Source organism: Sphingomonas cavernae, assembly GCF_003590775.1.
In the GTDB taxonomy this organism is placed as follows: Bacteria; Pseudomonadota; Alphaproteobacteria; order Sphingomonadales; family Sphingomonadaceae; genus Sphingobium_A; species Sphingobium_A cavernae.
In genome coordinates, this window is the sequence record NZ_QYUM01000002.1 from 53473 (window position 1) to 78065 (window position 24593).

The following is a 24593-nucleotide window of genomic DNA, read 5'->3' on the forward strand; positions in this document are numbered from 1 at the left end:
CCTAAACCACTCGCGGTGCATGCCGTTCTTATGGCCATGAGCAGCGATCCTGAATCCCTCACTGACAAGCCCGCGCCACGCGCGAGCAACGCCGACCGGCGCTTTCGTACGGAAGCAAAGGTGTTGCGCCCCGATGCGTCGCCACTGTCTTCGCTGGTGGGCAAGTTGCTGGGCCGAAAGAGCGAAGAGGATGAAGCCGAACCCGTAGCGGCATCTCCATCACCAACCACGCCGCGTCCGGGAGGCGATCGGCGTTCGACCGACTATGAGCGGATCGGCGCGTTTCTCGAACGTAACGGACTTGAACCGACGCCCGACCACTATGCGCTTGCCTGGGAGTATTTTGTCGCGCCGCACAGTGCCCTCGGCTGGGCCGTCGATCGCTCGATCGAAACCGAAGGGGGATTGAGCGCAGGCACTGCGGCGGTTCTGCTCGAGCAGCACCGCGCCAAGCTCTCGGCCGAAAAACTGACCGACATGATCGGCGAAGCGCGCAACCATATCGCCGATGGCAGCCAACTTGTCGAACAAACACGAGCTCACGCAAAAGCTTACGGGACAGCGTTGAAGTCTGAAATGAACGGTATGGCGGGTAGTACCGACATGTCGTCGACGGTGACGGCGTTGACCGAACTCACCCAGTCCATGATTCAGAAGACCGCCGAGGCTGAAAAACAGCTTCGCACGGCGGTCCGCCAGATGGGCGATATGCAGGCGCGGCTTGCGGCCGCCGAAAAGCTCGCCGAAAGCGACGCGCTGACCGGCCTTGCCAATCGCCGCGCGTTTGAAAAAACCCTGAAGCGCACGATCGAAAGCTGCGGCCAGAGCAAACAGCCACTTGCTGTCGCCTTTTGCGACATCGATCATTTCAAGAAGATCAACGATACCCACGGTCATGCGACGGGCGATCGCGTTCTCAAATATGTCGCCAACCTGCTGAGCAAGGTGTCGAATGGCAATTGCCATGTCGCACGCCATGGCGGCGAGGAGTTCGTGATCCTGTTGAAGGGCCGCACCGTCGAGGAAGCGCGCGACATAGTGGACAAGGCGCGCGCCGATCTCGCATCGCGCAACCTGACCGCCAAGGACACCGAAAAGCTGATTGGTAAGGTCAGTTTTTCCGCCGGCGTGGCGGTGCTCGAGCCCGGCGGTGACGGCAGCGACCTGCTCCACCGCGCCGACCGTGCGCTCTATCGCGCCAAAAAGGACGGCCGCAACCGCGTCTATTTATAGCGCGGGTCTTGCCTTTCGCACCGATTTCCGCCATGGGCCGCTGCAACCGGGGTGGAGAGCCAGTCTCTCCGCCCCCGGTTTGTTTTGAGAAGACAGCCGGAGGGGCGTCCGCATGGGGCGGCGTCAGCGATCGGCCAAGGACAAGGAACAGCGCGCATGGCTCTGTATGAGCACGTGTTTCTCGCGCGTCAGGATCTGGCACAAGCCCAGGTTGACGCGCTGGCGGAAACCGCCACCAAGATCATCGAAGAGAATAACGGCAAGGTCGTGAAGACCGAGACCTGGGGTCTCCGTTCGCTCGCGTACAAGATCGCGAAGAACCGCAAGGCGCACTATGTGCTGCTCGACATCGACGCCCCTGCAGGCGTGGTCGCCGAGCTCGAGCGCCAGACCGCGATCAACGAAGACGTGATCCGCTACATGACCGTCAAGGTCGACGCGCATGAGCAGGGCCCCTCGGTCATGATGCGCAAGGGTGAGCGCGATGGCCGTCGTGGTCGTGGCGACCGTGAAAGTGGGCGCGAGGGTGGCCGTGAAGGCGGCCGCGAAGACCGTCCCCGTCGTGACGCAGACAGCGAATAAGGAGCTCTGAACCATGGCACGCCCATTTTTCCGCCGCCGCAAGAGCTGCCCCTTCGCCGCCAAGGATGCGCCGAAGATCGATTATAAGGACGTTCGTCTGCTCCAGGGCTTCGTGTCCGAGCGTGGCAAGATCGTCCCGAGCCGCATCACCGCGGTTTCCGCAAAGAAGCAGCGCGAGCTGGCCAAGGCGATCAAGCGCGCCCGCCATCTCGGCCTTCTGCCCTATATCGTGAAGTAAGGAGCGCAGGCACATGCAAGTGATTCTGCTCGAACGCGTTGAGAAGCTCGGCCACATCGGTGACGTCGTCACCGTCAAGGACGGCTTTGCCCGCAATTTCCTGCTGCCCCGCAAGAAGGCGCTCCGCGCCAACGAAGCGAACCGCAAGGTCTTCGAAGCCAACCGCGCCCAGATCGAGTCCGACAACGCCGCCCGCCGCGGCGATGCCGAAGTCGCTTCGAAGGACGTCGACGGCAAGAGCGTCACGCTCATCCGTCAGGCTTCGAACGCCGGCCAGCTTTATGGTTCGGTTTCGGTCCGCGACATCGTCGAGGCTCTGGAAGCCGAGGGAGCCAAGGTCACCAAGTCGATGGTCGTCCTCGACCGTCCGATCAAGGCGATCGGCGTCGAAACCGTTAAGGTTGCGCTGCACCCCGAAGTCGTGGTGACCGTCAAGGTGAACGTTGCGCGTTCGCCCGAGGAAGCCGAGCTTCAGGCGCAGGGCGTCGACGTGATGGCGGCCATGTTCGAAAAGGACGAGGCTGGCTTCACCGAGGACTTCGATCCCAACGCCGAGCCCGGCGAAATCGTCGTCGAGACCATCGAGGTCACCGAGGAAGAAGCGCAGGGCTGATCGGCCTTCGCAACGCCAACGAAAAGCGAACCGCCCGCGCTCGACAGAGCACGGGCGGTTTCTTTTTGCGCGTCTGGTTTCAGATCCCGCTGACGTAGAGAAACAGCGTAACGCCGAGCGTCGAGAAGGAAGCGAAAAGCGGGATGATCTGTTTCAGCATGTATTGCTGATGCACGAATTCTGACGCGCCCGCTGTGCGCCGGCGCACATGACGGCTCCACTTAGAACACGGCGCTCGTTTCCTTTGAGAGCCCGATGACCGTGCTGCGATGGCGCGGTTCGGTGACGCCGCGATAGGCCGCGGCCAGCCTTGCGATGCCCTTTTCCAGCATCGCCTCGGGCTGGGTATAGGGTATCCGAACGAAACGCTCGAACGACCCATCAACGCCAAAGCGCGGTCCGGCCGTCACGCGCACCCCATGCCCCTCCGCAACCGCCGCGAGCGCGGTGCTGACGCGTGCGGGCATTTCGGCCCAGAGCGAAAGCCCGCCCGGAGCCAGTTGTATGCGCCAATCGGGCAGATGTGCGCCAAGCAGATCCTGCAGCTTTGCGCGGCGCAATCTCAGCTCGGCACGGCGCTCAGCGAGATCGGCGTCGCCCTCGGTTAGCAGTGTCGCGGCGGCTATTTGCTCGAGAACGGGCGTTCCCAGATCGAGCGAAGCGCGGACGCGTCCAAGCGCCGCAATGGTCCGCGCGCTCGCGCGAATCCATCCGATACGAAGCCCGCCCCAATAGCTTTTGCCCGTTGATCCGAGCGTTATCACCCAGTCGCCGCTGTCATGCGTCGCGACGGGCGCGGGCGACGGCGTGTCGAGCCATAGATCTGCCAGCGTCTCGTCAATCACGAGCACCGTCTGCGTTCGCGCCGCCGCCGCAACGAGTTCGGCGCGCGGCGCGGCGTCCATGCAGCGCCCGGTGGGATTGTGGAAATCGGGCAGCAGATAGGCGAGACGCGGGCTCGCCTGACGGAATGCCGCAACCATTGCCTCGATATCCCAGCCCTGTGCAGGCAGCCCGACGGGCACGGCCCTGCACGACACGCGCTGGATCGCGTCTATCGCATGAGGATAGGTCGGATGGTCGATCACCACGCGATCGCCGGGCCCCGCGAGCAACCGCAATATCAGCGCGAGGCCGTGCTGCGCCCCATGCGTTACCATGATCTGCCCGGGCTCGGTCGGGCAGGCCCGTGCCGTATATCGCGCGGCAACCGCTTCGCGCAGCACGTCAAGGCCAACGGGCTCATAGCCATGCCCCGGCAGATGCGCCGGCAACCCGGCCAGCGCGCCGGCATAGGCGCGGTGCACGCCCGCGCCCGCGGGCAGCGCCGCGACAGCAAGGTCGATGACATCGCCTGACGCATAGTCAGGAACCGCTGGAGGCCGTCCCGCCGCGCCGGTCGGGACGCTGGTTCGGCTGCCCGAACCCTGGACGCTCACCAGATAGCCTTCGTCACGCAGGATCGCGAAGGCAGCGCTTACCATCGTCCGGCTGACATCGAGCGCCGCGGCGAGATCGCGTTCTCCGGGGATGCGGATGCCGAGTGGCAGACGGCCGTCGAGAATCAACAGGCGCAAGGCATCCGCCAATTGCCGGTATCCCGAGCTCCCCCTGCCCGCGCCGCGCCACGCGCCGAGTTGCCGCACCAACGATGCGATTCCGATGCTTCGAACCAACATACGGCCATTATCGGACAAGTGGATATTTATAACAATGCCAATTTGAGCCAGTGGCAAGTAATGATGACCCGTCGCCTTATCCAGCTTTACGCTGGCCTCATCCTATATGGCTTCTCAATGGCGCTCATGCTGCGCGCCAATCTGGGGCTCGACCCTTGGGACGTATTTCATCAAGGCATCGCGATGCGTACAGGCTGGAGCTTCGGCACCGTCGTCAACGTCGTGGGCGCATTCGTGCTGCTGCTCTGGCTGCCGCTGCGCCAGCGCCCCGGCATTGGTACGATAAGCAATATCGTCGTGATCGGCCTCGCCGTCGACGCCAGCCTTTACCTTCTTCCCACAGCCGAGACATTGCCCGTGCGTGCGGCGCTTCTGGCGCTCGGGATCGTGCTTAGCGGCCTTGCCGGTGGCGCCTATATCGGCGCAGGGCTCGGCCCTGGGCCACGCGACGGCCTGATGACGGGTTTCGTGCGGCGCTCGGGATGGTCGATCCGTCTCGTGCGTACAGGAATCGAGTTGCTGGTGCTTGCGATCGGATGGCTGCTCGGCGGCACCGTGGGGCTTGGCACGATATTATATGCGGTATCGATCGGCTGGCTGGTGCAGGTCTTCCTGCCGCACCTGACAATCGCCGAGCGCCCGCCAAGGCCAGCGCTGGATCTTCAATAGCGCGTGCGGCGCCAGCGAGATCAATAACCCATCAGGCTGAGGACTTCCTTGCGGCTGCGCTCGTCGTCGCGAAAAACGCCCATCATCCGGCTGGTCGTCATACCAACGCCTGGCGTGCGGACGCCGCGCGCGGTCATACAGGCATGGGTCGCCTCGATGACGACCGCGACGCCGTGCGGCTGGAGGTTTTCCCAGATGCAGTCGGCAACCTCCGCGGTCAGGCGCTCCTGCACCTGCAGCCGGCGCGCGAAACCGTGGAGCACACGCGCGAGCTTGGAGATTCCGACGACGCGGTCCCTGGGCAGATAAGCGATCGACGCCGTGCCGATGATCGGCGCCATGTGATGCTCGCAATGCGACTGGAAAGGGATGTCCTTCAGCAGCACCACCTCGTCATAACCGCCCACCTCCTCGAAGGTACGCGACAGATGCAGCGACGGATCCTCGCCATAACCCTGGCAATATTCCCGCCATGCACGCGCGACGCGCTTGGGCGTGTCGAGCAGCCCTTCACGCGACGGATCGTCCCCGGCCCAGCGGATCAGCGTACGGATCGCTTGCTCAACATGCTCGGGCACCTCGACCTTCGCGGGCGAACGGACAAGGTCGCCATCTGCGGGTGACGCGGAATCGGTCATGAAACTCCCCTTGGGTTACCGTATCGCCGCTAGCACGCGGAACGCAGGAGGCCAAATCGCCCCAATGATCCTGCACCTGCACCTGACATTTTGGCGCTGCAGCGAAAAAATGACGCTACGGTAGCTTGGCCATATTCAAGTCTCGTCTTTATTTGCAACCGATTCATTGCTGCACCAGCACCCAAACGCGCCTGAATCCAAAGTTATCCGCGGTTGACGGCGAAAATATTTATGCAACATTCGTGCGGAAAACCGCACCAAGCGGCTGGCCCACCAAGACGGGCCAACAGAGAGGGGAAAAACCATGACGAAGCTCGAATTGCTTGCGGCGTCCGCGTTGGCGCTGGTGATCGCAAATCCCGCGCTGGCGCAGGACACAAGCGCCCCGACTGAAAGCCAGGGCATTGCCGACATCGTCGTTACCGCGCAGCGCCAAGCCGAACGGCTTCAGGATGTTCCCATCGCGGTGTCCGCCTTCTCCGCCGAGGCGCTTGAGTCGCAGCAAATCGAAAATGCGACTGATCTCCAGCTCTCTCTGCCCAACGTCACCTTCACCAAGACCAACTTCACCTCGTCGAGCTTCACAATCCGCGGCATCGGCGACCTGTGTGTCGGCATCACTTGCGACCAGGCGACCGCGATCCACGTCAACGACATGCCGCTGCTGTCGACCCGACTTTTTGAGACCGAATATTTCGATCTTGAACGCGTTGAGGTCCTGCGCGGTCCGCAGGGGACGCTGTTCGGGCGCAACGCAACGTCCGGCGTGGTCAACTTCATCACCGCCAAGCCCGACCTGACCGAATTCCAGGCATCGGGCAGCTTCGAATACGGCAATTTCGAGTCGTACAAGATCAACGGCATGGTGAACTTGCCGATCGGCGACACATTCGGCGTCCGGCTGGCGGGCTATTATCTGAACCGCGACGGCTATACGAAGAACTTCTACGACAACAGCCGCATTGATGGCCGCGACCTCTACGCGATCCGCGGCTCGGTACGCTGGGAGCCCTCGTCCTCGACGACGCTCGACCTGATCGGCTATTATTTCCGCGAAAAGGACGATCGGTCGCGCATTCAGAACCAGCTTTGTAATCGCGACCCGACCGGCATTCTGGGCTGTTCGCCCGATAAGCTCGAGAACGAGACGACAAACGGCAACTCGACGCTCGCGGCGCTGCTCTCCTCCACCGAGTTTCTCCGCGTCGCATCGGCCGCTTCCGGCGGCGCGCTGGGACGCTTCGGTCTGGGGAGCATCTACGGCCCCGACGTCTATGCGAACTTCGCCAAGCCCGATGGTCTTCGCAACGTGAATATCGATTTTGCGCCGACCTATTTCGCCGAAGAGTATCACATCATGGGCCGGTTGCAGCAGCAGCTCGGCGACACGCTCTCGCTGACCATGACCGGCGGTTACACGCACAATACGGTCGACTCGCGCACCGACTACAACCTTGCGGTGGAGGCGCCGCTCGCGAACAATCCCGGCCTTCTCCAGCTCAATGCGCTTGGCCGCACCGGTATCGGGTCGCCCTTCGCGTTCCTCGACCCGGTCCGCCGGGCGCTGATCCCCAACGGGCCCGCGGGCGGCGTCTGCCAGTCCGACGCGGATCCCAACGGCGTGGGCGTCTATGGTGGCAACGCGATCGGCTGTTTCGGCCAAAGCCTCGATTTCGATCGGTCAAAACTCACGACGCGCCAATATGCGATCGAGGGCCATATCGACAGCCAGTTCGACGGCATGTTCAACTTCCTGCTCGGCGCGAACTATCTGGACAGCGAGACCAAGGACAACAGCTACTACGTCAACGCCTTCGGCCTCGACTATGGCACGGGCATTCTCGGCGCGGCGAACACCGGGGGCGCCGCCTTTTTCGGCACGCCCTTCTTTCGCAACGAATCTGCTCTTTTCCGCCTGAAATCCTACGGCATTTTCGGCGAAGCCTATGCCGAGTTCAACGACCGCCTCAAGCTGACCCTTGGCCTGCGCTACAACAACGACAAAAAATTCGTCAGGGCGCGCACGACGCTGCTCACCGATTCGCGGAGCCAGTTTCCGGCGGTTCCCTTCGGCTCCGACAGCTTCTCCGACGCGCTCAACTACGCGTTGCTGGATTTCGATGCCAACACCCCTGGCCTGCAGGAATATGCCGAGAACCGCGTCAGCTTCGACAAGTTCACCGGACGCGCGGTGCTCGACTTCAAGATCACCGACGACAACCTGCTCTATGCGTCCTATTCACGCGGCTACAAATCGGGCGGCGTCAACCCGCCGCTGTCGCCGATCTTCGCGGTGCCGGTCACCTTCGGTCCCGAAAGCGTCGACTCGTTCGAGATCGGTTCGAAGAACACCTTCCTCGACGGCACGCTGCGCCTGAATCTCACAGGCTTCTACTACAAGTACAAGGATCTTCAGCTCAGCCGCATCGTCGCGCGCACCTCGGTCAATGACAATGTCAGCGCCGAGATTTACGGTCTCGAGGCCGAGGCGATCGTCAGCCCCGTGCGGGCGCTCATCGCCAATCTCGGCTTCAGCTATCTGCATAGCAAGGTGTCGAACGACAAGTTCCTCGGCAATCCGCGCGACGCCTCTGGCGGCCGCTCGGACGCGGTGATCATCAAGGACATCCAGAACGCGTCGAACTGCGCCGTGGTCCCAACCACCGCAGGCAACGTCGTCGGCGTGAACACCTATGTCGCGGCCGTCAATACCGGTCTCGGCCTGCGTGCCCCGGTGCAGGTGCCGGGCACCAACACCACGGGCGCCTTCTCGATCTGTAGCGCTCTGGCAGCGACGGCCGCCAACCCACCCGCTGCACTGCGAGCGCTGTTCGGTGTACCGACGGGCGCTCTGCCCTTCCAGGTCCTTGGCAGCGGTGTAGAGGTCAACATCAAGGGCAACGAGCTGCCGCAGGCGCCAAACTTCAAATTCTCCGCCGGCCTGCAGTACACGCTCGATTTCGAGAACGGCATGTCGCTCGTCCCGCGCATCGACATGACCTACACCGGCGAAAGCTATGCGAGCATCTTCAACGGCAATATCGATCGCATGCCGGGCTATGAGGTGATCAACGCGCAGGTTCAGTTGAACGGAGAGGACAATCGCTGGTTCGTCCGCGCCTTCGTTCAGAACCTTACTAAGAACAACGCGATCACCGGCCAGTACGTCACCGACCAGTCATCGGGTCTGTTCACCAACGTGTTCACGCTGGAACCGCGTCGCTACGGCCTCGCCGCCGGCTTCAAGTTCTGACGCGGCAAGCCGCGCAGATGCTGCCCTGGTCCGCAAGGACCGGGGCATTTTTTTGCCCTTGGCGCTGCCCTTGCCCTTCACGACAGGTGGCGTGCCTTCGATATGCGAGAAAGGTGGTAGCGGAGGAGGGACTTGAACCCCCGACACGCGGATTATGATTCCGCTGCTCTAACCAGCTGAGCTACTCCGCCCCATGGGCCTCGCGCTTGGTGCGCGGACGGGCGCTATAGTCAGCGCCGTCGGGGTGGTCAACAGGCCATTGCTATCCAAAGCGATGTCGCGATAGCGGCTCCCATAGCCCACCGCGATAACGCCACGCGGCGAGCCCCGCGATTGCGAGCGGACGCGGCCTGAACGCCTGCTCCAGAGTATCCGCGAGCGCCCTCGCCGCACTTGGCTCGACCTTGTTCTGGATCGTGATATGCGGCCGCCAGCCCGCCTGATCCTGCACGATCAAGAGCCCATGAAAATGTTCGGCAAGCTGCGCGCGAATCTCGTCGAGCGCGGGGCTGCCCACGCGCAGTGCGACGCCCCGGTCGAGCCGCATCACGCCCGTGACGCGTGCGGCCGGCGACGGCATGCCGCGCGTCGCAGCCGAAAGCTGATCGCGAAGTTCGGGCTCGATAGCAGGCGGCAGGTGCTGGAACAGTGTCAGGTGCGCGGGCACGCGGTTGTGCTCCGCCGGGTAATGCGCGCGCCGCAGCCCATCGAGCCATGCAAAATCCGCGTCGCCGAACAACGCGGAGACGATGATCGGGGCGCCTATATCTCGACCTGGCTGCCGAGTTCGACGACGCGATTCGTCGGCAGCTTGAAGAAGTCCATCGCGCTTTCGGCGTTGCGCATCATCCAGGCGAACAGCCTTTCACGCCACAGCGCCATGCCGGGCCGGGCCGAGGGCAGCAGCGTCTGCCGCGCGAGGAAGAAGCTGGTGTCCATCATCTTGAACTCGGGCCCGCAGCCCGTGGTCAACCTGAGCGCCTCGGGAACGTCAGGCTCCTGCATGAAGCCGTAGCGGATGACGAGGCGGTGGAAGCCGTGACCGAGGTCCTTCAGCCCGCAACGCTGCTCCATCGCGACATAGGGCACGTCCTCGATCTTCACGGTCAACAGGATGACGCGCTCGTGCAGCACCTTGTTGTGCTTCAGATTGTGGAGCAGCGCATGGGGTACGCCGTCGGCGGTAGAGGTCATGAATACCGCCGTGCCGGGCACGCGCGTCGCCGAGTTCGCGGCCGAGTTGACGAACACCGCGATCGGCATCGCCGCTTCGCGCATCCGGTCCATCATCAGCTTGCGCCCCTTTGCCCAGGTCGTGAGCAGCGTGAAGGCGAACAGGCCGACGAGCAGCGGGAACCAGCCGCCATCGGGCACCTTGGTCAGGTTGGCTGCGAAATAGGCGGTGTCGACGATGAAGAAGACGGCGAGCACAACCACAGCGATCGCCTTGTTCCAGCGCCACAGGCTGAACAGCACGACCGCGAGCAGGCAGGTGTCGATGAACATCGCCCCCGTCACCGCGATGCCGTAAGCCGCCGCCAGATTGCTCGACGAACCAAAGAACAGCACGAGCAGGATCACCATCACCATCAACGCCCAGTTGATCACGGGGATATAGATCTGCCCGGCCGCGCTGGCGCTGGTGTGCTGGATGCGCAGGCGCGGGATGAAGCCGAGCTGGATCGCCTGCTGGGTGAGAGAAAAGGCGCCCGATATGACGGCCTGGCTGGCGATCACCGTCGCGAGCAGCGCGAGGATGACGAGCGGCAGTCGCACCGGCTCGGGCGCAAGCAGGAAGAACGGGTTCTTGATCGCCTCCGCAGCCCCGGCGGGATCGAGTGAAAGGATCATCGCCCCCTGCCCCAGATAATTGAGCATCAGCCCCGGCAGTACGAAAAAGAGCCACGAGACGCGGATGGGATTGCGCCCGAAATGCCCCATGTCGGCGTACAGCGCCTCGGCGCCCGTGACCGCGAGCACCACCGAACCCAGCGCCAGGAATGCCAGCGTGCCGTCGGTCATGAAGAACTGGACCGCATACCACGGATTTAGCGCGATCAGGATCGAGGGCGAATGGACGATCTGCATCACTCCGAGCACCGCAAGCACGACGAAATAGACCATCATGATCGGCCCGAAGAGTTGACCGACCTTGGCCGTGCCGTGCCCCTGGATGGAGAACAGCCCGATGAGAATGGCCACCGCGATCGGCAAGACCCAGGGACCAAAATGGGAATCGACCGTCACAAGCCCCTCGGCGGCAGACAAGACCGACATTGCGGGCGTGATCATGCTGTCGCCGTAGAACAGCGCAGTTGCGAACACGCCGAGCATCACGATCGGCGCGCTCCAGCGCTTGCCTTCGGACTGGCGGTTGATCAGCGCGAGCAGGGCAAGGCTACCGCCCTCTCCCTTGTTGTCGGCGCGCATGATGATCGAGACATATTTGATCGTCACCACGATCATCATCGACCAGAAGATCAGGCTCAGCACGCCATAGATGTGCAGGACATCGGGCGTCAGCGGGTGGTGCCCCGCAAAGGTTTCGCGAAACGCGTAAATGGGACTCGTGCCGATATCGCCGAACACGATGCCGATGGCCGCCACGGCCAGCTTCGCAAGAGGCTGGTCGCTTTGGGCCTGCGAGGCGTGCGCCTCCGCTGCCGTTGCTGTGGTGCTCATCGAGCGTTCAGTTAGCTCGCGTCATACTGACAAAGGCCATAAAAAAGCCGTCTCTCTTCGCCGGACAAAGGGCGTCGCGGGCCCTAGCATTTCGCATCTGCACTATCAACTGCGGCTTCATCACTCGTCGACGGCGAGCGTGCGGATCGTGAATTGCGTCACCAATCGCTGCACGCCCGGCAACGTCGCGAGAACTTCGCGGTGCACGCGTTCATAGCTGTCCTCCGCACGAATCAGCACTTTGAGCAGATAATCCGATTCGCCACTCATGAGGTGCGCTTCGCGAATGACCGATGTCCTCAGCAGCGCGTCCTCGAAGGCGGCGAGCGTGACCTGACGCTGATCCACCAGCGTGACCGACACGAAGACGGTCGAGGGATTGCCCCGCGCCGCAGGCGATAGCCGGGCGCGATAGCCGAGGATCATGCCGTTTTCCTCGAGCAGCTTCACCCGGCGATGCGCGGCCGATGGCGAAAGCCCGATGCGCGCGCCCAGTCTTTCGCTGGTGCTGCCCGAATCATGCGCCAGTATCTCAAGGATCTTGCGGTCAGTTGCATCCAGCCTGATCATTTTCGAATAACATCCCCTGAATCGCAAAATTTTCTCAATTCACGCGCGCGTGAAGGATAATTTTGCAAACACTTCCAGCCGATCTGGAGATATTCTGCGCGAAAGCAAGCGTTTCAGGAGACGGATCATGAAAGTCGGCGTTCCCAAGGAAATCAAGAATCACGAATATCGGGTCGGCCTGACCCCGCCGTCGGTCGCCGAACTAACGGCCGCAGGGCATGAGGTTTTCGTCGAGACACAGGCAGGCAGCGGCATTGATTTCGACGATGCCGATTATGTCGAGGCAGGTGCAAAGATCCTCGGTACTGCTGCCGAGGTGTTCGCGGCCGCCGACATGATCGTGAAGGTCAAGGAGCCGCAGCCGCAGGAGATCGCGCTGCTCGAGCCGCGACATCTGCTCTTCACCTATCTCCACCTCGCCGCGGACAAGCCGCAGGCAGAAGGATTGATGAAGTCGGGCGCGACCTGCATCGCCTATGAGACCGTCACCTCACGCACCGGCTCGCTGCCGCTGTTGAAGCCCATGTCCGAAGTGGCAGGCCGCATGTCGATCCAGGTCGGCGCGCATTATCTCGAAAAGGAACAGGGCGGCCGCGGCGTGCTCCTCGGCGGCGTTCCGGGCGTTGCGCCTGCGCGTGTCGCGATCCTTGGCGGCGGCGTCGCCGGCGTCAACGCCGCGCAGATGGCGGTCGGCCAGCGCGCCGATGTCACGATCTACGACATCTCCAACGAACGCCTCGCCGAGCTCGACATGTTCTTCGGCAGCCAGATCAAAACGGCCTACGCCTCCAAGTCCGCGATCGCCGCGGCAGTGAAGAATGCCCACCTTGTCATCGGTGCGGTTCTCGTGCCCGGCGCCGCTGCACCCAAGCTCGTCACGCGCGACATGCTCAAGACGATGAAGCGCGGCTCGGTGATCGTCGACATCGCGATCGATCAGGGCGGCTGCTTCGAGACGTCGCACGCCACCACCCACGCCAACCCGGTATTCGAGGTTGAGGGCGTGATCCACTATTGCGTCGCGAACATGCCCGGCGCGGTCGCGCGCACTTCAGCCTTTGCGCTCAACAACGCGACGCTGCCCTTTGCGCTGAAGCTGGCAAATATGGGCGCGGAAGCCGCGATGAAGGCTGACCCGCATCTGGCCGCCGGGCTCAACGTGTCCGACGGCAAGATCCGGCATCAGGCCGTCGCCGAAGCGCTTGACCTGCCCTATTCGCCCTGGGGCTGAGCCAACGTCGGGGAAACCACGCCCATCTGCGCCCTGAGCATGCCGAGCTTGGCTTCAAGATCGGCACGCCACGGCGCGTCGGCGGGCGTCTGCGCAAGCAATTCGGACCACAGCGTTTCGGCTTTGTCGAGTTGACCCGACTGCGCCAGCGCAAGACCCATGAAGAAGGGCGGGCCCGGATGCTCGGGTGAAAGCTGCGCCGCCTTCTGGAAGGCATATTGGGCGGCAGGCGAAATCATTCCGTCGCCATGCGCAACCAGCGCATTGCCGAGACCGACCCAGAGATCAGCGCTCTTCGGATAGGCGTGAACCGCGCCGCGCATCACCGTGACCGCCGCCCGCGTCGAGCCTAACCGGCCATAGGTGTCCGCGGTGTCGAGCCACTGGGCCTCAGTGCCGAACTGGCCCATCATCGCCTTGCGCTGCTCGATCAGCTTGGGGTCGATATTGGCGGTATCCGCGCGCGCCTGGACGGGGCTGCCGATCTGGCCGGGGTGACCCTGCCATGCATAGCCCGCGAGCCCCAGCAGCAGCGCCGCGCCGATCAGCTCATAGCTCAAGCGCGGCACGCGGCCGAAGCGCCAGAGCAGCAGCCAGATGGCGAGCGCCAGCGCCACGACGATGATCCAGCCCATCAGTTCTTCTTTCTCGTACGGAGCCGCCCGCGCGCGAGCCAGATTCCGCCGGCCAGCAACAGCAGCGGCGCGATCCAGAGCGGCGCGGTGCCTGCCGAAAATCCGGGCTTGTAGCTCACCCACTCGCCATAGCGCTCGACCATCCAGGCACGGATCTGCTCGGGGCTCTCACCCTTCTGGATGCGCTCGCGCACCATCGCACGCATGTCTCCGGCAATCTCCGCATCGCTGTCGGCGATCGACTGCCCCTGACACACGACGCAACGCAGCGTCTCCATGAGGGCGACGGCCTTTGCCTCCTGCTTCGGATCGCGAAGCTGTGTATCGGCGAGTTCGGCGGCGGGCATGGTCGAATCCGCCCACGCCGCCACGGACGCGGTCATCAGCAAAAGGGCGAGAAGCGCTCTCACCGCGCTTTCCGCAACTCTTCGAGGATCGTCGGCACATGCTCGGGCCGGATATCGCCGACATGCTGGTAGCGAATCACGCCCTTGCCATCGATCACGAAGGTTTCGGGCACGCCCGAGGAGCCCATGGCGAGCTGGACCGAGCTTTTCACGTCCGATCCAATGCGCTGATAAGGATTGCCGTTGCGCCTGAGAAAGGCGGCGACGTCCTCGGGCTTGTCCCTGATCGCAATGGCGTCGATCGGCACGCCCTGCTTCGCCATGCCCTCAAGCACGGGTGCTTCCGCGATGCACGGCAGACACCAGCTCGCGAAGACGTTGAGCAGCCGCGGTTCACCTTTGCCGAAATCGGCGCTGGCGAGCGCGGGTCGGCCATCATAGGCGGCGGGCAGTGCGAATTGCGGCAGCGGCTTGCCGATCATCTTTGATTCGATCGTCCGGTCGGCCGGATTGATCAGGCCATAGGCAACGATGCCGAAGAAGAGGCCGAAAAGGGCCAGCGGCACCCATAAAATGGTACGCTTCATGTCCTCATATCCTCACGCATATGCCTTGCGATCATAGGCCTTGCGCTCGCGACGCGCACGACCGATCAACGAAAGCAAACCGCCAAGCGCGATCAATCCGCCACCAAGCCAGATCAGCGTTACCCAAGGCTTCCACCACAGCCGGAGCTGCCAGCGACCCTGCGTGTCTTCCTTGCCGAGCACGGTGTAGAGCTGGCCGTCGAGCCGCGTCGCGATCGCCGCCTCGCTCGTTTCGGTCGGCGGCGACGGGAACATGCGCGCTTGCGGTTTCAGGATGAAGGTTTTGCCGTCACCGCGCCGCGCAGTGAGCGTTGCCTCGAGCGCAGTCCAGTTGGGGCCCGCGACGGGCTCTACGCTGTCGAGCCGCACCGTGAAGGGACCAACGCTCTGCGTTTCGCCTACACGCGCAGCGACGAGCGTTTCCTTGGTGAAGGCGCTTTCGCAAGCCATGCCCGCCAGACAAACCGCAATCCCGAAATGCGCGATCACCATGCCCCAGGTGAAGAGCGGGGTGCGACGCAGGTTGCGCTTCCACAACGGCGCGACACTCGCCGCAGCAACGCCGCCCGCGAGCATGAGCCCGAGCAGCGGAAAGATTCCGGTTCCCGGCGCAAGCACCACCAGCGCGAGCAGCGCGACGGCGCTGATCAGGATCGGCCCCGCGATACGGTGGAGCAGCGCCTTTGCGTCGTCGCGACGCCAGCGCAGCAGCGGTCCTGCTGCCATCATCGTAACAAGCAGCAGCGCAATCGGCCCCGCCGCGGTGTTGAAATAGGGCGGCCCGACCGAAAGCTTGTCGCCGGACACCGCCTCAGCGGCGAGCGGGTAGAGCGTCCCTACAAGCACGACGCCAAGAATCGCCGAGAGCAGCAGGTTGTTGGCGACGAGCGCGCCTTCGCGGCTGACAAGATCGAACTGCGATCCTTCGCGCACCGTTCCGACGCGCAAGGCATAGAGCGCGAGCGCGCCGCCGATATAGATAACGAGCAGCGCGAGAATGAAGCTGCCGCGCGTCGGATCCACCGCAAAGGCGTGGACGCTGGTCAAAATGCCCGAGCGGACAAGAAAGGTCCCTACCATCGACATAGAGAAGGCGACGACCGCGAGCATCACGGTCCAGGCGCGCAGCCCGTCGCGCGTTGCGAGCACGGTCACCGAATGCAGCAGCGCGGTCGCGGCGAGCCAGGGCATGAGCGAGGCGTTTTCCACGGGGTCCCAGAACCACCAGCCGCCCCAGCCCAGCTCATAATAGGCCCAATAGCTGCCCGCGGTGATACCGAGCGTCAGGAATACCCAGCTTATCAGCACCCAGGGCCGCATCGCGCGCGCGAAATCGGGACCGACATCGCGGGTTACAAGCGCGCCAACCGCGAAGGAAAAGGCAATCGATATACCGACATAGCCGAAATAGAGCGTCGGCGGATGGAAGGCGAGGCCCGGATCCTGCAGCAGCGGGTTAAGCCCCTGCCCCTCCTGCGCCGCAGGAATCAGCCGCGCAAAGGGATTGGAGGCGAAGAGCAGAAACGCATAGAAACCAAGCCCGATGAACGCCTGCGCGGCCAGCGTCGCCATCAGCGTCCGTTCGTTCAGCCGCCGCTCGAACAGCGCCACGAGCGCGCCGGCAAGCGCGAGGATCGTGACCCAGAGCAGCATCGAGCCCTCATGGTTTCCCCAGGTGCCTGCGAACTTGTAGAGCCAGGGTTTTGCCGAATGACTGTTGGCCGCAACCAGCGCCACCGACATGTCCGACCTGAGAAACAGCCAGATCAGCAGAGCGAAGGCGGTGACCGTCAGCAGCCCCTGCACCGCCGCCACGGGCCGGACGGCCTGGAGCAGCGTGTCGCGCCCCCAAAGCCCGATCACGCCAAGCGCAAGTTGCAAGGCGGCGAGTGCGAAGGCGAGCCACAAGGCGGCCAGACCGGCTTCGGCGATCATTGCCGGAAGATCCCAGCGAGATCGGAATCACCCACAGCGTCATGCTGAACTTGTTTCAGCATCCATGCACACACCCGAACAACAGCGCGGCTGCAAGATTGACCCTGAGACAAGTTCAGGGTGACGGGGTAGGTGGTAGCGATCATTCTACCTTGCCAGTCTTGTGCATTTCGCCTTCGAGTTGGGGCGGCATGTAGCGCTCGTCATGCTTGGCGAGGATATTGTCGGCGACGAAGGTGCCGTCGGCTGCGAAGCTTCCTTCAGCCACGACGCCCGAATTTTCCTTGAAGAGATCGGGCACGATCCCCTTGAACCGCACGGGCACACTCTCGCTGTTGTCGTGGACGACGAAACGGATGGTCACGCCGTCAGGCTCGTGCACGATAGAGCCGCCCGTCACCATGCCGCCCAGCCGGATCGCCTGCCCCGTCGGCACGCCCGCCTTTTTGGCGTCGCTCGGCGAGTAGAAATAAGCCGCCTGATCCTTGAGCGCGGACATGGCGAGCAACCCGGCGCCGATGATCGCAATAAGCGCGATAATGCCGAGCGTCAGGCGCTGATGCTTTGCCTTCACCTGTCGCGCCTCAATTGATCGGCCAGTCTCTCGGCCCGGCGCATGGACGCCCATGCCCAGCCGGTTACGCCAAGCGTGCCGGCGATGGTCAGCGCGTAGGCGGCGACGATAAACGGCCAGTGATTCATGCTTCCGCCATCCGCTTCAGTCTTGCCTCGACGCGGATCTCGGCAAGGCTCGCACGCATCCGCATGAGGACGATCGCGCCGAACAGCAGCGAAAAACCGAGTGTCGTCAGGCCGAGCGGCCACAGAATCGAGCTGTCGATGGTCGAGCCCTTGAGCGTGATGCTCGGCCCCTGGTGGAGCGAATTCCACCAGACCACCGAACGGTTGATGATGGGAATGTTGATCGCACCGACCAGTCCGAAGATCGCGGTCACGCGGCTGACGCTGCCCTTTTCCTCGCTCGCATTGGCGAGCGCGACATAGCCGAAATAGAGGAAGAGGAGTACGAGCATGGAGGTCATGCGCCCGTCCCATTCCCACCAGGTACCCCAGGTGGGACGTCCCCAGATCGACCCTGTGATCAGGCATAACGCGGTAAACAACGCACCCGGCACGGCGATCGCGCGCGCCGCCACGCCGCTCAGAGGATGCCGCCATACGAGCTGCATCAGGCTGGCGATCGCGATACCGGTCCAGCCGCCCATGCCCAGCCACGCGGCGGGCACATGAACGTACATGATGCGGACGCTCTCACCCTGCAGATAGTCGGGGGGCGTCAGGAACAGTCCCGCAATCATGCCGACGGCGATGAGCAGCGCTCCGCCCCAGCCAAACCAGGCGGTCAGCGGTCGTGCGACTTTCAGGAAACGTGCCGGATTGGCGTAACCGTGCATCGGTGAAGCGATGAAACCTCAAAAAATTGGTGCAGCGATGCGACCCGCGCAGCTTTCGCGCGGCCTTGTGCCACTTTCGTTCCCCAAAGGAAAGAGGGTCAGCCGCGCCCGATCAGCCTTTTCGCGATCCGGTCTGCGACGTCAGAGGCCGGGTCGCCCGTTGCCTCGCTCTCGTCCCAAACCTGGCGAAGGCGATCGGGGATACGATGAATGCGCTCCTCGACCTCAGCGCGGTCGCCATGCCCCAGATATTCGAGGCCCACATTGATGATGCCGCCCGCATTGATGACGTAATCGGGCGCATAGAGGATACCGCGCGCCTTGAGGCGCTCGCCGTCTGCATGCGTCGCGAGCTGGTTGTTAGCGCCGCCTGCAATGATCGTGGTCCGCAGCGCCGCGATCGACGCCTCGGTCAGGATCGCGCCAAGCGCATTGGGGCTGATGATATCGGCCTCGATTCCGAGAATCTCGTCCGCCGCGGTGGCCGTGGCGCCGAGTTCGTCGGCCAGGGCTTTCGCGCGGTCTGCGTTCACGTCGGCAAGCGTCAGTTTCGCGCCCTCTTTGGCGAGCAGGCGGGCCAGACCGCCGCCGACGCTGCCCACGCCCTGGATCGCTACATGGACGCCGGCCATGTCGGTTTTGCCGAGGCCACGCTCGGCCGCGGCCTTGACGCCCAGGAAGACGCCGAGCGCAGTGAACGGCCCCGGATCGCCTCCAGCATTGCCATGTTCGACGGGCAGGCCCGAAACGTGGCGCGTGCTCGCGGAGATCTGAACCATGTCGACGTCGGTGATACCCACATCCTCCGCCGTCACATATTTGCCGCCGAGCGATTCGACCGCGCGCCCGAATGCAGCCAGCAATTCAGGGGTTTTTTCAGCGCCCGGGCCCGCCAGAATCACGCCCTTGCCGCCGCCGAGCGGCAGGTCAGCCATCGCGTTCTTGAAGCTCATGCCGCGCGACAGGCGCAGAGCATCGGTGATCGCCTTGCTCTTGTCGGTATAGGACCAGTAGCGCACGCCGCCCATGCCCGGACCAAGATGCGTGCTGTGGACTGCAACGACCGCGGTCAGGCCCGAAGCCGGGTCCCGAAAGAGGTGAATGCCCTCATGATCGTCAAAATCGGGATATTCCCACACCGAGTCCATTGCCGCTCACCTGAAAATTAAATTACCGGTGACCGTAATAATATTATCAAACTCTGATTGCGAGTCCGAAGTGCTGCGGGGAGAAAATGGGGCGACCGAGGGGACTTGAACCCCCGACCCCTGGTACCACAAACCAGTGCTCTAACCAACTGAGCTACGATCGCCATATGTGCCGCTCGGGCCGCGCGCTCATAAGTGCGCGCTCCTCCAGCGTCAAGCGACGTCTATCAGAAACGGCCCTGCAGCGAAAATACATATCCGTCCTGCGTCTGGCGGAATCCCGAAAGCAGAAGCTTGGGCCCCAGTGCAGGGTCGGCGGTCCGCACCGCAAGGTCGAACTCATAGCGCCCGTCCTCGAACAGTTTGATCGCCAGCCGCTCCATTCCCGATTGGCCCTGGAGAGGCAGCAGCAGCGCCCCGCCGTCGCAGCGCGCATTGCCGCCCAGCCCCTGACCGAGGTTGATTCCAGCAATGTCGCCGGCGACAGTCGCGCGAACCCGACCTTCGGCATGGTCGCACTGGCCATCCTTGAAGCGCACGCTGACGTCGGACAGATCGAGCGTGTCGACAGGAAGCGGCGCGAACACTGCGGCCACGGGAATCGCCGCGGTCATATCGTCGATCCCGATGGTGTTGCGGCTCACGCCGAACGCTCCCTTCATCGGTGGAGCGCTTTCGTCGGTGCCTTCAAGATCGACGCGCGCGCGGCCGACCAGAAGCTGGATCGGAGAAAGCCGTGCCCCCAGATCGCCCAGTGGCGCATCGCCGAACCGGGCTTCGGTAAGCCGGCCCAGCCAGACGCTGCCTTCGGCCTTGCGCGCTGAAAGCCCCTGCTCATCGAGCGTGAACCAGTCGAGTGCGAGTCTCAACGGCAGCAGCGCGATCAACGCGATCAGGAACGCGCACAGAAAATAAAGGCCTCGTCCCAACGGCATCCGGATGCGCTTCATTGCCCGCGGCCCCTCAACGTCGCCTCGATGCTCAGCGTCCGGTCGCTATTGGCGCGCGCAACGAGCTTTTCGGGCACGATGCCGCGCCGCTCGAGATCGGTCAGCCATCCAAAAAAGGCGTTGGGGCGCGCGGAACCAATGGCAATCGTCACGCGGTCGCGTCCTTCCGGTTCGCCGCGGGTCAGCACGAAGCCAATCTCGGCGGCCGCCTGCCCCACCACCGTATCGATCTGCGCCGGCAGCGGCGGCGGCGCGCGCTTCTGATAGTCGCGCAACGCCTCCACCTTGGCCGCGACCCGCGCATGGTCGACCACCGCCAGACCATGGTGTTCTCGCGCCGACGACACGCCATTGCCCACCCAGAGGATCAGCATCCACGCAAGGACGACGCCCATCAGCGCGAACATCACGAGCAACATCCGCTGCTCGCGCGTCGTGCGCAGCGTCCACCAGGCCTTGAACTTCTCGGTCATGGCAGCTTCACCGTCATCTCCACGATCTGGCGCCCTGCCGCCTGTTGCGGTGCGCTCGCCGTGCCATCGAAGCCATAGCGCTCGAGTTGGGCCTGGAACGCCGGGATGTCGCCGGGCGTCGCGGCGGCGATGCCGATCCGCAGCGTTCCATCAATGCCGAAATCAAAGCTGGTCAGCTCGACATTGGGCACCGCGCGCACTGCCGAGAAAATCGCAGCCGTTGTCGCCGAGAAACCCGCGCCACCGCCGCGATAACCGGCAAGCCGGTCATCGAGCGCCTGGATAGCACCCTCGTCGCTCGTCGCATCGGGAACGACGGTACGTGCGAGGTTTGTTGTCCGCAGCTCGAGCGCATCGGCCGCGTAGTGATATTTGAGAATGAGCGCGACGTTGATCGCGAGCAGCACTCCGACGATCCCGATGCCGATCGCGGCCAGCCGTCGGATCAGTCCCCAATCGAGCGCCCAGCGGCGCCTGCGGGCGTAGTTTGCCTGACGCAAATTGATCGGCAGCGCCGAAAGCGCAGCGATCCATTCGGATCGGGCAGCCCCATTGGACAGCGTTTCAATCGGCGCATCACCCACGATCAGCGAAGTCAGCGCTTCGTCGTCGGCGAAGACGCTGCCTGGCCCCGCGACGATCGTTTCGCCCAATATGTCGGCCTTTACGAAGCCATTTTCGGGCCGCGAAAGTAACAGCGACGCGGGCACCAGCGCATCGGGATCGAAACCCGATGCCTGCGCCGCGCCGAGCCAGTGGGCGATACGCGCATGATCGACGGTGACGACGAGACGGTCGCCGCCTTCACGCTCCTCACCCACCGCGACGTGCAGCGAATCGAGCGGCGAGATGCTGTTCTCCGATGCGAGGAGCCGCGCCGCCGCGCGTGCTTGCGCATCGGCCAGACCCGGCAGTTCGGCCCAGTTGACCGTGACGTCTGCGGCGGGCGCAATCGCGATGACGCGCTCCTCGGCGAGTTGCTTGTCGTCAGCGGGCCGAATCGCGACAAGATCATCGCCTTGTTCGACGATCGCGCCATCAGCCACGCGCAACCAGTGGACCGGCGCATCGGCATCGGGCAAGAATCGCAGGATCAGGAAGCGATCTTCGCTCATGAAGGATCGCCCCATTGCCGGCTCACCAGTCGCGCCGGCTTCAACGCACCATCAATCAGGGCAGTCTCCTGCAATTCTGCGCTGCCCAACTCGATCGTGATGTCGAGCGCGAACCAGCGCGTCGTGAGTTTGGTCTGACTTTGCACTTCCTGCCCCGGGGTAAGCGCCTGGAGCGCCGGTCGCCTCCAGAAATCCACGAGGCTGCCATAGCCATCGGCGGGCCTTTCGGCGAGCATTTTGCGTGCGGTCTGAACGTTGAGCTGTCCGGGTATCAGCATCGCGAACAACGGTGCCTGTTCGGGGAGCAGCGTGTTCACATTGATGGGCGAAAGCTCGCTGTTGGGCAGCGCGCACACCCAAGGCCGCAGCCGCGCATAAAGCTCGGGCGTAACCCCGGCCACCGCGCGCAGCTCGCTGACGTCATATAGCCGCGTATTGGCCGCGAGATACGGGCTGGCGAGCCCCTGATAATAGGCATCCTCGGCGCCATCGCTACCTGGCACATCGTCGCTGTCGACCCAGTCGGCGAGCGAAGCCGCAACGCGGCGGGCAACATCGGGCCGTATCTCGATCGCCTCCATCAGCGCGACGAACTGCCCGATGCCCGTGGGGCTGGCGGCGAGTTCGGTTGCGGACTGCCCACGCGAGACGCTGTTGAGGTTGAAACAATTGCCGCCATCGCGCACCCGCGCCTCGGCGATCCCTCCGGGAATGGGCAGGTTGGTGCGCTGCCCATTCCAGCCGCCCGCAAGCGTCGTCTTGGCGGCATCGCGCTCGACAAGATCGGTAATCCGCATCAACGCCAGCGTTTCGGCGGCATGGCTGAACGCGCGCGCCTGATCCATTGCCGCACCATTGGCCGCCAGATGCGTTGAAAGGCGCAGCTTTTCGAGCGCGGCCGCCGCCAGAACCGCCATGACCGCCACCAGCAGCAAAACGCTCAGCAGCGCCGCACCCTCCTCGCCCCGACGCGGCATCAGTAGCTCGAGCCCACGAGGAAAAGTTGACGGATCTCGGCTCCATCGACGGGCTTCACCACCAGTTCAACGGCATCGGGCATCGCCTCTGGCTGCGTTGCGTCCCATGCATCGCGCCATTCGTTGTCGACACGAAAGCGCACGCGCACCGCCTCGACATCGCTGAAGATCACGGCCGCGGGCAGTTCTTCACCGCCATCAAGCATCGCATAGCCGATGCGAAGCAGATTGCCGTTCTCGAACCGGTATTCGACGCGCTGCAGCGAGGCGCGTGCCGCGCCCGCACCGTTGCTCCAGCCCGAGCGGACGAAAGTCAGCAAGGGCGCCTCGGTGCCCGGCGGGGATGCCTGAAAGGCTGGAGTGCGATCGCCACGTGCATCGCGCGGCATACGCGGAGCTGCCTGGGCGAGATCGCCGGTCAGGACCGCGCCAAACCGGCGTATCTCGGCCATATCGGCCAGACGCTCCTTCGCGGCGTCCTGCGCCCGCACGCTGAAGGTCAGCAACGCCACGCCCGCTGCCGACAATATGCCGAAGATAAGCAGCGAAACCATCAGTTCGACAAGCGTGAAGCCGTGTTCGGCGGAACGCCTCACGAGCCCGAAGCCGTGTTCGGCGGAACGCCTCACGGGCGTGAAGCCGTGTTCGGCGGAACGCTTTGGGACCATGAAGCCGTGTTCGGCGGAACGCCTCATTTCACCTGCCTCACTATCGTGAGACCGGCCTGGTTCCGCCCGGCCATATCCAGCACCGCGATATCGATGCGGACGATCCGCTGGTCGCCGGGACGCGTGGTGCGCCGCTGCCAGCGCCAGCGGTGGCCGGCATTTGCCTCCTCGCCACTCGTCTCGCCGAGCGCGGGCGCCATCGGGTCAGTGAGCGTTTCCACCGCAACATTCCGCGCGACGATCTGCGCGATGAGTTTCTGGTCGAGGTCAGCGGTGCTCGAAAGCGTCGCACCCTCAAGCCGCAACAGCGCAAGTGCCGCAAGGCTGAACACCGCCAATGCAACAATCATCTCTATCAGCGTGAAGCCGTGTTCGGCGGAACGCCTTGGGGCCATGAAACCATGTTCGGCGGAACGCCTCGCGGGCCCGAAGCCGTGTTCGGCGACAACCGGCACGAAGCCTTTACGATCCGACATTGATCGTTCCGTCCTGCCCGATCGCGATTGCGATCTCCTCGCCCTCGCGACGCAAGGTTACCGTCGCTGGCTCGCTCGCCAGCCCCGTGGTGTCGAAGATGATCGTCTTGCGCGAATCGCGACCGATCGTGACGCGCGTGCCCTGCGGCCAGTCTGCGCGCGCGAGTGCGCGTTGCTGCATCGGTCGCCATTCGCCGCGGCGCCGTTCCTGAAAGCCGTAACCCAGGGGATCGACGGTCAGGCTCATCTCGCGCCCGTCAATCACAGCGCCGTCGCGCGCCACCTGAACACGCGCAGCGAAACGCTCGGCCTCATCCATCAGGCGGCCGCGTGGATCGGGCATGGTCAGGATCACGACAGCCGACATCAGACCGACGATCGCGAGCACGATCATCAGTTCGACCAGCGTGAAGCCGTGTTCGGCGGAACGTCTCACGGGCGTGAAGCCGTGTTCGGCGGAACGCCTCACAAGCCTGAAG

General features: G+C 63.7%; 28 protein-coding genes and 2 tRNA genes. 7 read left to right on the forward strand and 23 right to left on the reverse strand.

Translation table 11 applies throughout. The annotated features are described in order from the left end of the window. The first annotated feature begins 36 nt into the window (after positions 1–36). From D3876_RS00525 to rplI, 4 genes are all read left to right on the forward strand, one after another. The gene (locus tag D3876_RS00525) at positions 37–1233 is read left to right on the forward strand and encodes a GGDEF domain-containing protein (RefSeq protein ID WP_182911820.1); all 1197 of its coding nucleotides are present in this window, start codon (positions 37–39) and stop codon (positions 1231–1233) included. A gap of 156 nt (positions 1234–1389) precedes the next feature. Further along, the gene (gene rpsF / locus D3876_RS00530) at positions 1390–1815 is read left to right on the forward strand and encodes a 30S ribosomal protein S6 (RefSeq protein WP_119759193.1); all 426 of its coding nucleotides are present in this window, start codon (positions 1390–1392) and stop codon (positions 1813–1815) included. Between the two features lie 13 nt (positions 1816–1828). Then, entirely contained in the window at positions 1829–2053 is a 225-nt protein-coding gene (gene rpsR, locus D3876_RS00535) for a 30S ribosomal protein S18 (RefSeq protein WP_119759194.1), read from the forward strand. A gap of 13 nt (positions 2054–2066) precedes the next feature. Then, positions 2067–2666 carry a 50S ribosomal protein L9 gene (gene rplI, locus D3876_RS00540; protein WP_119759195.1) on the forward strand — a complete coding sequence of 200 codons (600 nt, stop codon included), beginning with the start codon at positions 2067–2069 and terminating at the stop codon, positions 2664–2666. Positions 2667–2745: 79 nt separating this feature from the next. Here rplI and D3876_RS20980 read toward each other — a convergent pair whose 3' ends face one another. Together D3876_RS20980 and yczR are read right to left on the reverse strand one after the other, a co-directional pair. Then, a complete protein-coding gene (locus D3876_RS20980; protein ID WP_274378915.1) occupies positions 2746–2874 on the reverse strand; it encodes a hypothetical protein in 129 nt (42 codons plus the stop codon). 13 nt (positions 2875–2887) lie between these two features. Then, complete coding sequence (gene yczR / locus D3876_RS00545) at positions 2888–4345, reverse strand: MocR-like transcription factor YczR (protein WP_119759196.1); 1458 nt, start codon at positions 4343–4345, stop codon at positions 2888–2890. A 63-nt stretch (positions 4346–4408) separates the two neighbouring features. Here yczR and yczE point away from each other — a divergent pair, with 63 nt between their 5' ends. Beyond that, complete coding sequence (gene yczE, locus D3876_RS00550) at positions 4409–5014, forward strand: membrane protein YczE (protein ID WP_238475172.1); 606 nt, start codon at positions 4409–4411, stop codon at positions 5012–5014. A 20-nt stretch (positions 5015–5034) separates the two neighbouring features. On the opposite strand, the gene folE is transcribed toward yczE, so the two are convergent. Then, positions 5035–5652: a GTP cyclohydrolase I FolE gene (gene folE, locus D3876_RS00555; protein ID WP_119759198.1), complete on the reverse strand. Its 618-nt coding sequence runs from the start codon at positions 5650–5652 to the stop codon at positions 5035–5037. Between the two features lie 304 nt (positions 5653–5956). On the opposite strand from folE, the gene D3876_RS00560 reads away from it, so the two are divergent. Continuing rightward, positions 5957–8905, forward strand: coding sequence for a TonB-dependent receptor (locus D3876_RS00560; protein WP_119759199.1), 2949 nt, complete (start codon positions 5957–5959; stop codon positions 8903–8905). Between the two features lie 114 nt (positions 8906–9019). Here the strand turns inward: D3876_RS00560 and D3876_RS00565 are convergent. The 4 genes from D3876_RS00565 to D3876_RS00580 all read right to left on the reverse strand — a co-directional run bounded on the left by D3876_RS00565 (position 9020) and on the right by D3876_RS00580 (position 12157). Further along, a tRNA-Met gene (locus D3876_RS00565) sits at positions 9020–9096 on the reverse strand. Between the two features lie 71 nt (positions 9097–9167). Further along, positions 9168–9644, reverse strand: a complete 477-nt coding sequence (locus D3876_RS00570; RefSeq protein ID WP_338014293.1) for a 2'-5' RNA ligase family protein — start codon at positions 9642–9644, stop codon at positions 9168–9170. 23 nt (positions 9645–9667) lie between these two features. Beyond that, positions 9668–11587 (reverse strand): potassium transporter Kup, encoded by a 1920-nt coding sequence (locus D3876_RS00575; RefSeq protein WP_119759201.1) that lies wholly within the window; start codon positions 11585–11587, stop codon positions 9668–9670. Between the two features lie 120 nt (positions 11588–11707). After that, positions 11708–12157: an Lrp/AsnC family transcriptional regulator gene (locus D3876_RS00580; RefSeq protein WP_119759202.1), complete on the reverse strand. Its 450-nt coding sequence runs from the start codon at positions 12155–12157 to the stop codon at positions 11708–11710. A 127-nt stretch (positions 12158–12284) separates the two neighbouring features. On the opposite strand from D3876_RS00580, the gene ald reads away from it, so the two are divergent. After that, entirely contained in the window at positions 12285–13388 is a 1104-nt protein-coding gene (gene ald, locus D3876_RS00585; RefSeq protein WP_119759203.1) for an alanine dehydrogenase, read from the forward strand. Here ald and D3876_RS00590 read toward each other — a convergent pair. The 16 genes from D3876_RS00590 to gspH all read right to left on the reverse strand — a co-directional run bounded on the left by D3876_RS00590 (position 13370) and on the right by gspH (position 24550). After that, the gene (locus tag D3876_RS00590; RefSeq protein ID WP_119759204.1) at positions 13370–14023 is read right to left on the reverse strand and encodes a tetratricopeptide repeat protein; all 654 of its coding nucleotides are present in this window, start codon (positions 14021–14023) and stop codon (positions 13370–13372) included. The genes ald and D3876_RS00590 overlap by 19 nt on opposite strands. Continuing rightward, positions 14023–14370 carry a cytochrome c-type biogenesis protein gene (locus D3876_RS00595; protein ID WP_238475173.1) on the reverse strand — a complete coding sequence of 116 codons (348 nt, stop codon included), beginning with the start codon at positions 14368–14370 and terminating at the stop codon, positions 14023–14025. Before D3876_RS00595 ends, D3876_RS00590 begins: the two co-directional genes overlap by 1 nt. A 59-nt stretch (positions 14371–14429) precedes the next feature. After that, the gene (locus tag D3876_RS00600; RefSeq protein WP_119759205.1) at positions 14430–14957 is read right to left on the reverse strand and encodes a DsbE family thiol:disulfide interchange protein; all 528 of its coding nucleotides are present in this window, start codon (positions 14955–14957) and stop codon (positions 14430–14432) included. 12 nt (positions 14958–14969) lie between these two features. Then, entirely contained in the window at positions 14970–16892 is a 1923-nt protein-coding gene (locus D3876_RS00605) for a heme lyase CcmF/NrfE family subunit (RefSeq protein ID WP_119759206.1), read from the reverse strand. Positions 16893–17034: 142 nt separating this feature from the next. Further along, positions 17035–17466, reverse strand: a complete 432-nt coding sequence (ccmE, locus tag D3876_RS00610; protein ID WP_119759207.1) for a cytochrome c maturation protein CcmE — start codon at positions 17464–17466, stop codon at positions 17035–17037. Further along, on the reverse strand, positions 17463–17594 hold the full coding sequence (gene ccmD / locus D3876_RS00615) for a heme exporter protein CcmD (RefSeq protein WP_119759208.1): 132 nt from the start codon (positions 17592–17594) through the stop codon (positions 17463–17465). The genes ccmE and ccmD overlap by 4 nt, the downstream gene beginning before the upstream one ends. Beyond that, positions 17591–18307 carry a heme ABC transporter permease CcmC gene (gene ccmC, locus D3876_RS00620; RefSeq protein ID WP_119759209.1) on the reverse strand — a complete coding sequence of 239 codons (717 nt, stop codon included), beginning with the start codon at positions 18305–18307 and terminating at the stop codon, positions 17591–17593. Before ccmC ends, ccmD begins: the two co-directional genes overlap by 4 nt. Positions 18308–18405: 98 nt before the next feature. Then, positions 18406–19455: a Glu/Leu/Phe/Val family dehydrogenase gene (locus D3876_RS00625; protein WP_119759210.1), complete on the reverse strand. Its 1050-nt coding sequence runs from the start codon at positions 19453–19455 to the stop codon at positions 18406–18408. An 87-nt stretch (positions 19456–19542) separates the two neighbouring features. Continuing rightward, positions 19543–19619 (reverse strand) — tRNA-His (locus D3876_RS00630). Between the two features lie 63 nt (positions 19620–19682). Then, on the reverse strand, positions 19683–20405 hold the full coding sequence (locus D3876_RS00635; protein ID WP_119759211.1) for a type II secretion system protein N: 723 nt from the start codon (positions 20403–20405) through the stop codon (positions 19683–19685). After that, positions 20402–20878: a type II secretion system protein GspM gene (gene gspM, locus D3876_RS00640; protein ID WP_119759212.1), complete on the reverse strand. Its 477-nt coding sequence runs from the start codon at positions 20876–20878 to the stop codon at positions 20402–20404. Before gspM ends, D3876_RS00635 begins: the two co-directional genes overlap by 4 nt. Then, on the reverse strand, positions 20875–21993 hold the full coding sequence (gene gspL, locus D3876_RS00645; RefSeq protein WP_182911821.1) for a type II secretion system protein GspL: 1119 nt from the start codon (positions 21991–21993) through the stop codon (positions 20875–20877). The genes gspM and gspL overlap by 4 nt, the downstream gene beginning before the upstream one ends. Further along, positions 21990–22970: a type II secretion system minor pseudopilin GspK gene (gene gspK, locus D3876_RS00650; RefSeq protein ID WP_119759214.1), complete on the reverse strand. Its 981-nt coding sequence runs from the start codon at positions 22968–22970 to the stop codon at positions 21990–21992. Before gspK ends, gspL begins: the two co-directional genes overlap by 4 nt. Continuing rightward, complete coding sequence (gspJ, locus tag D3876_RS00655; RefSeq protein ID WP_119759215.1) at positions 22970–23665, reverse strand: type II secretion system minor pseudopilin GspJ; 696 nt, start codon at positions 23663–23665, stop codon at positions 22970–22972. Before gspJ ends, gspK begins: the two co-directional genes overlap by 1 nt. Next, on the reverse strand, positions 23662–24114 hold the full coding sequence (gspI, locus tag D3876_RS00660; RefSeq protein ID WP_119759216.1) for a type II secretion system minor pseudopilin GspI: 453 nt from the start codon (positions 24112–24114) through the stop codon (positions 23662–23664). The genes gspJ and gspI overlap by 4 nt, the downstream gene beginning before the upstream one ends. After that, positions 24101–24550 (reverse strand): type II secretion system minor pseudopilin GspH, encoded by a 450-nt coding sequence (gene gspH / locus D3876_RS00665; RefSeq protein WP_238475174.1) that lies wholly within the window; start codon positions 24548–24550, stop codon positions 24101–24103. The genes gspI and gspH overlap by 14 nt, the downstream gene beginning before the upstream one ends. Positions 24551–24593: the final 43 nt, after the last annotated feature.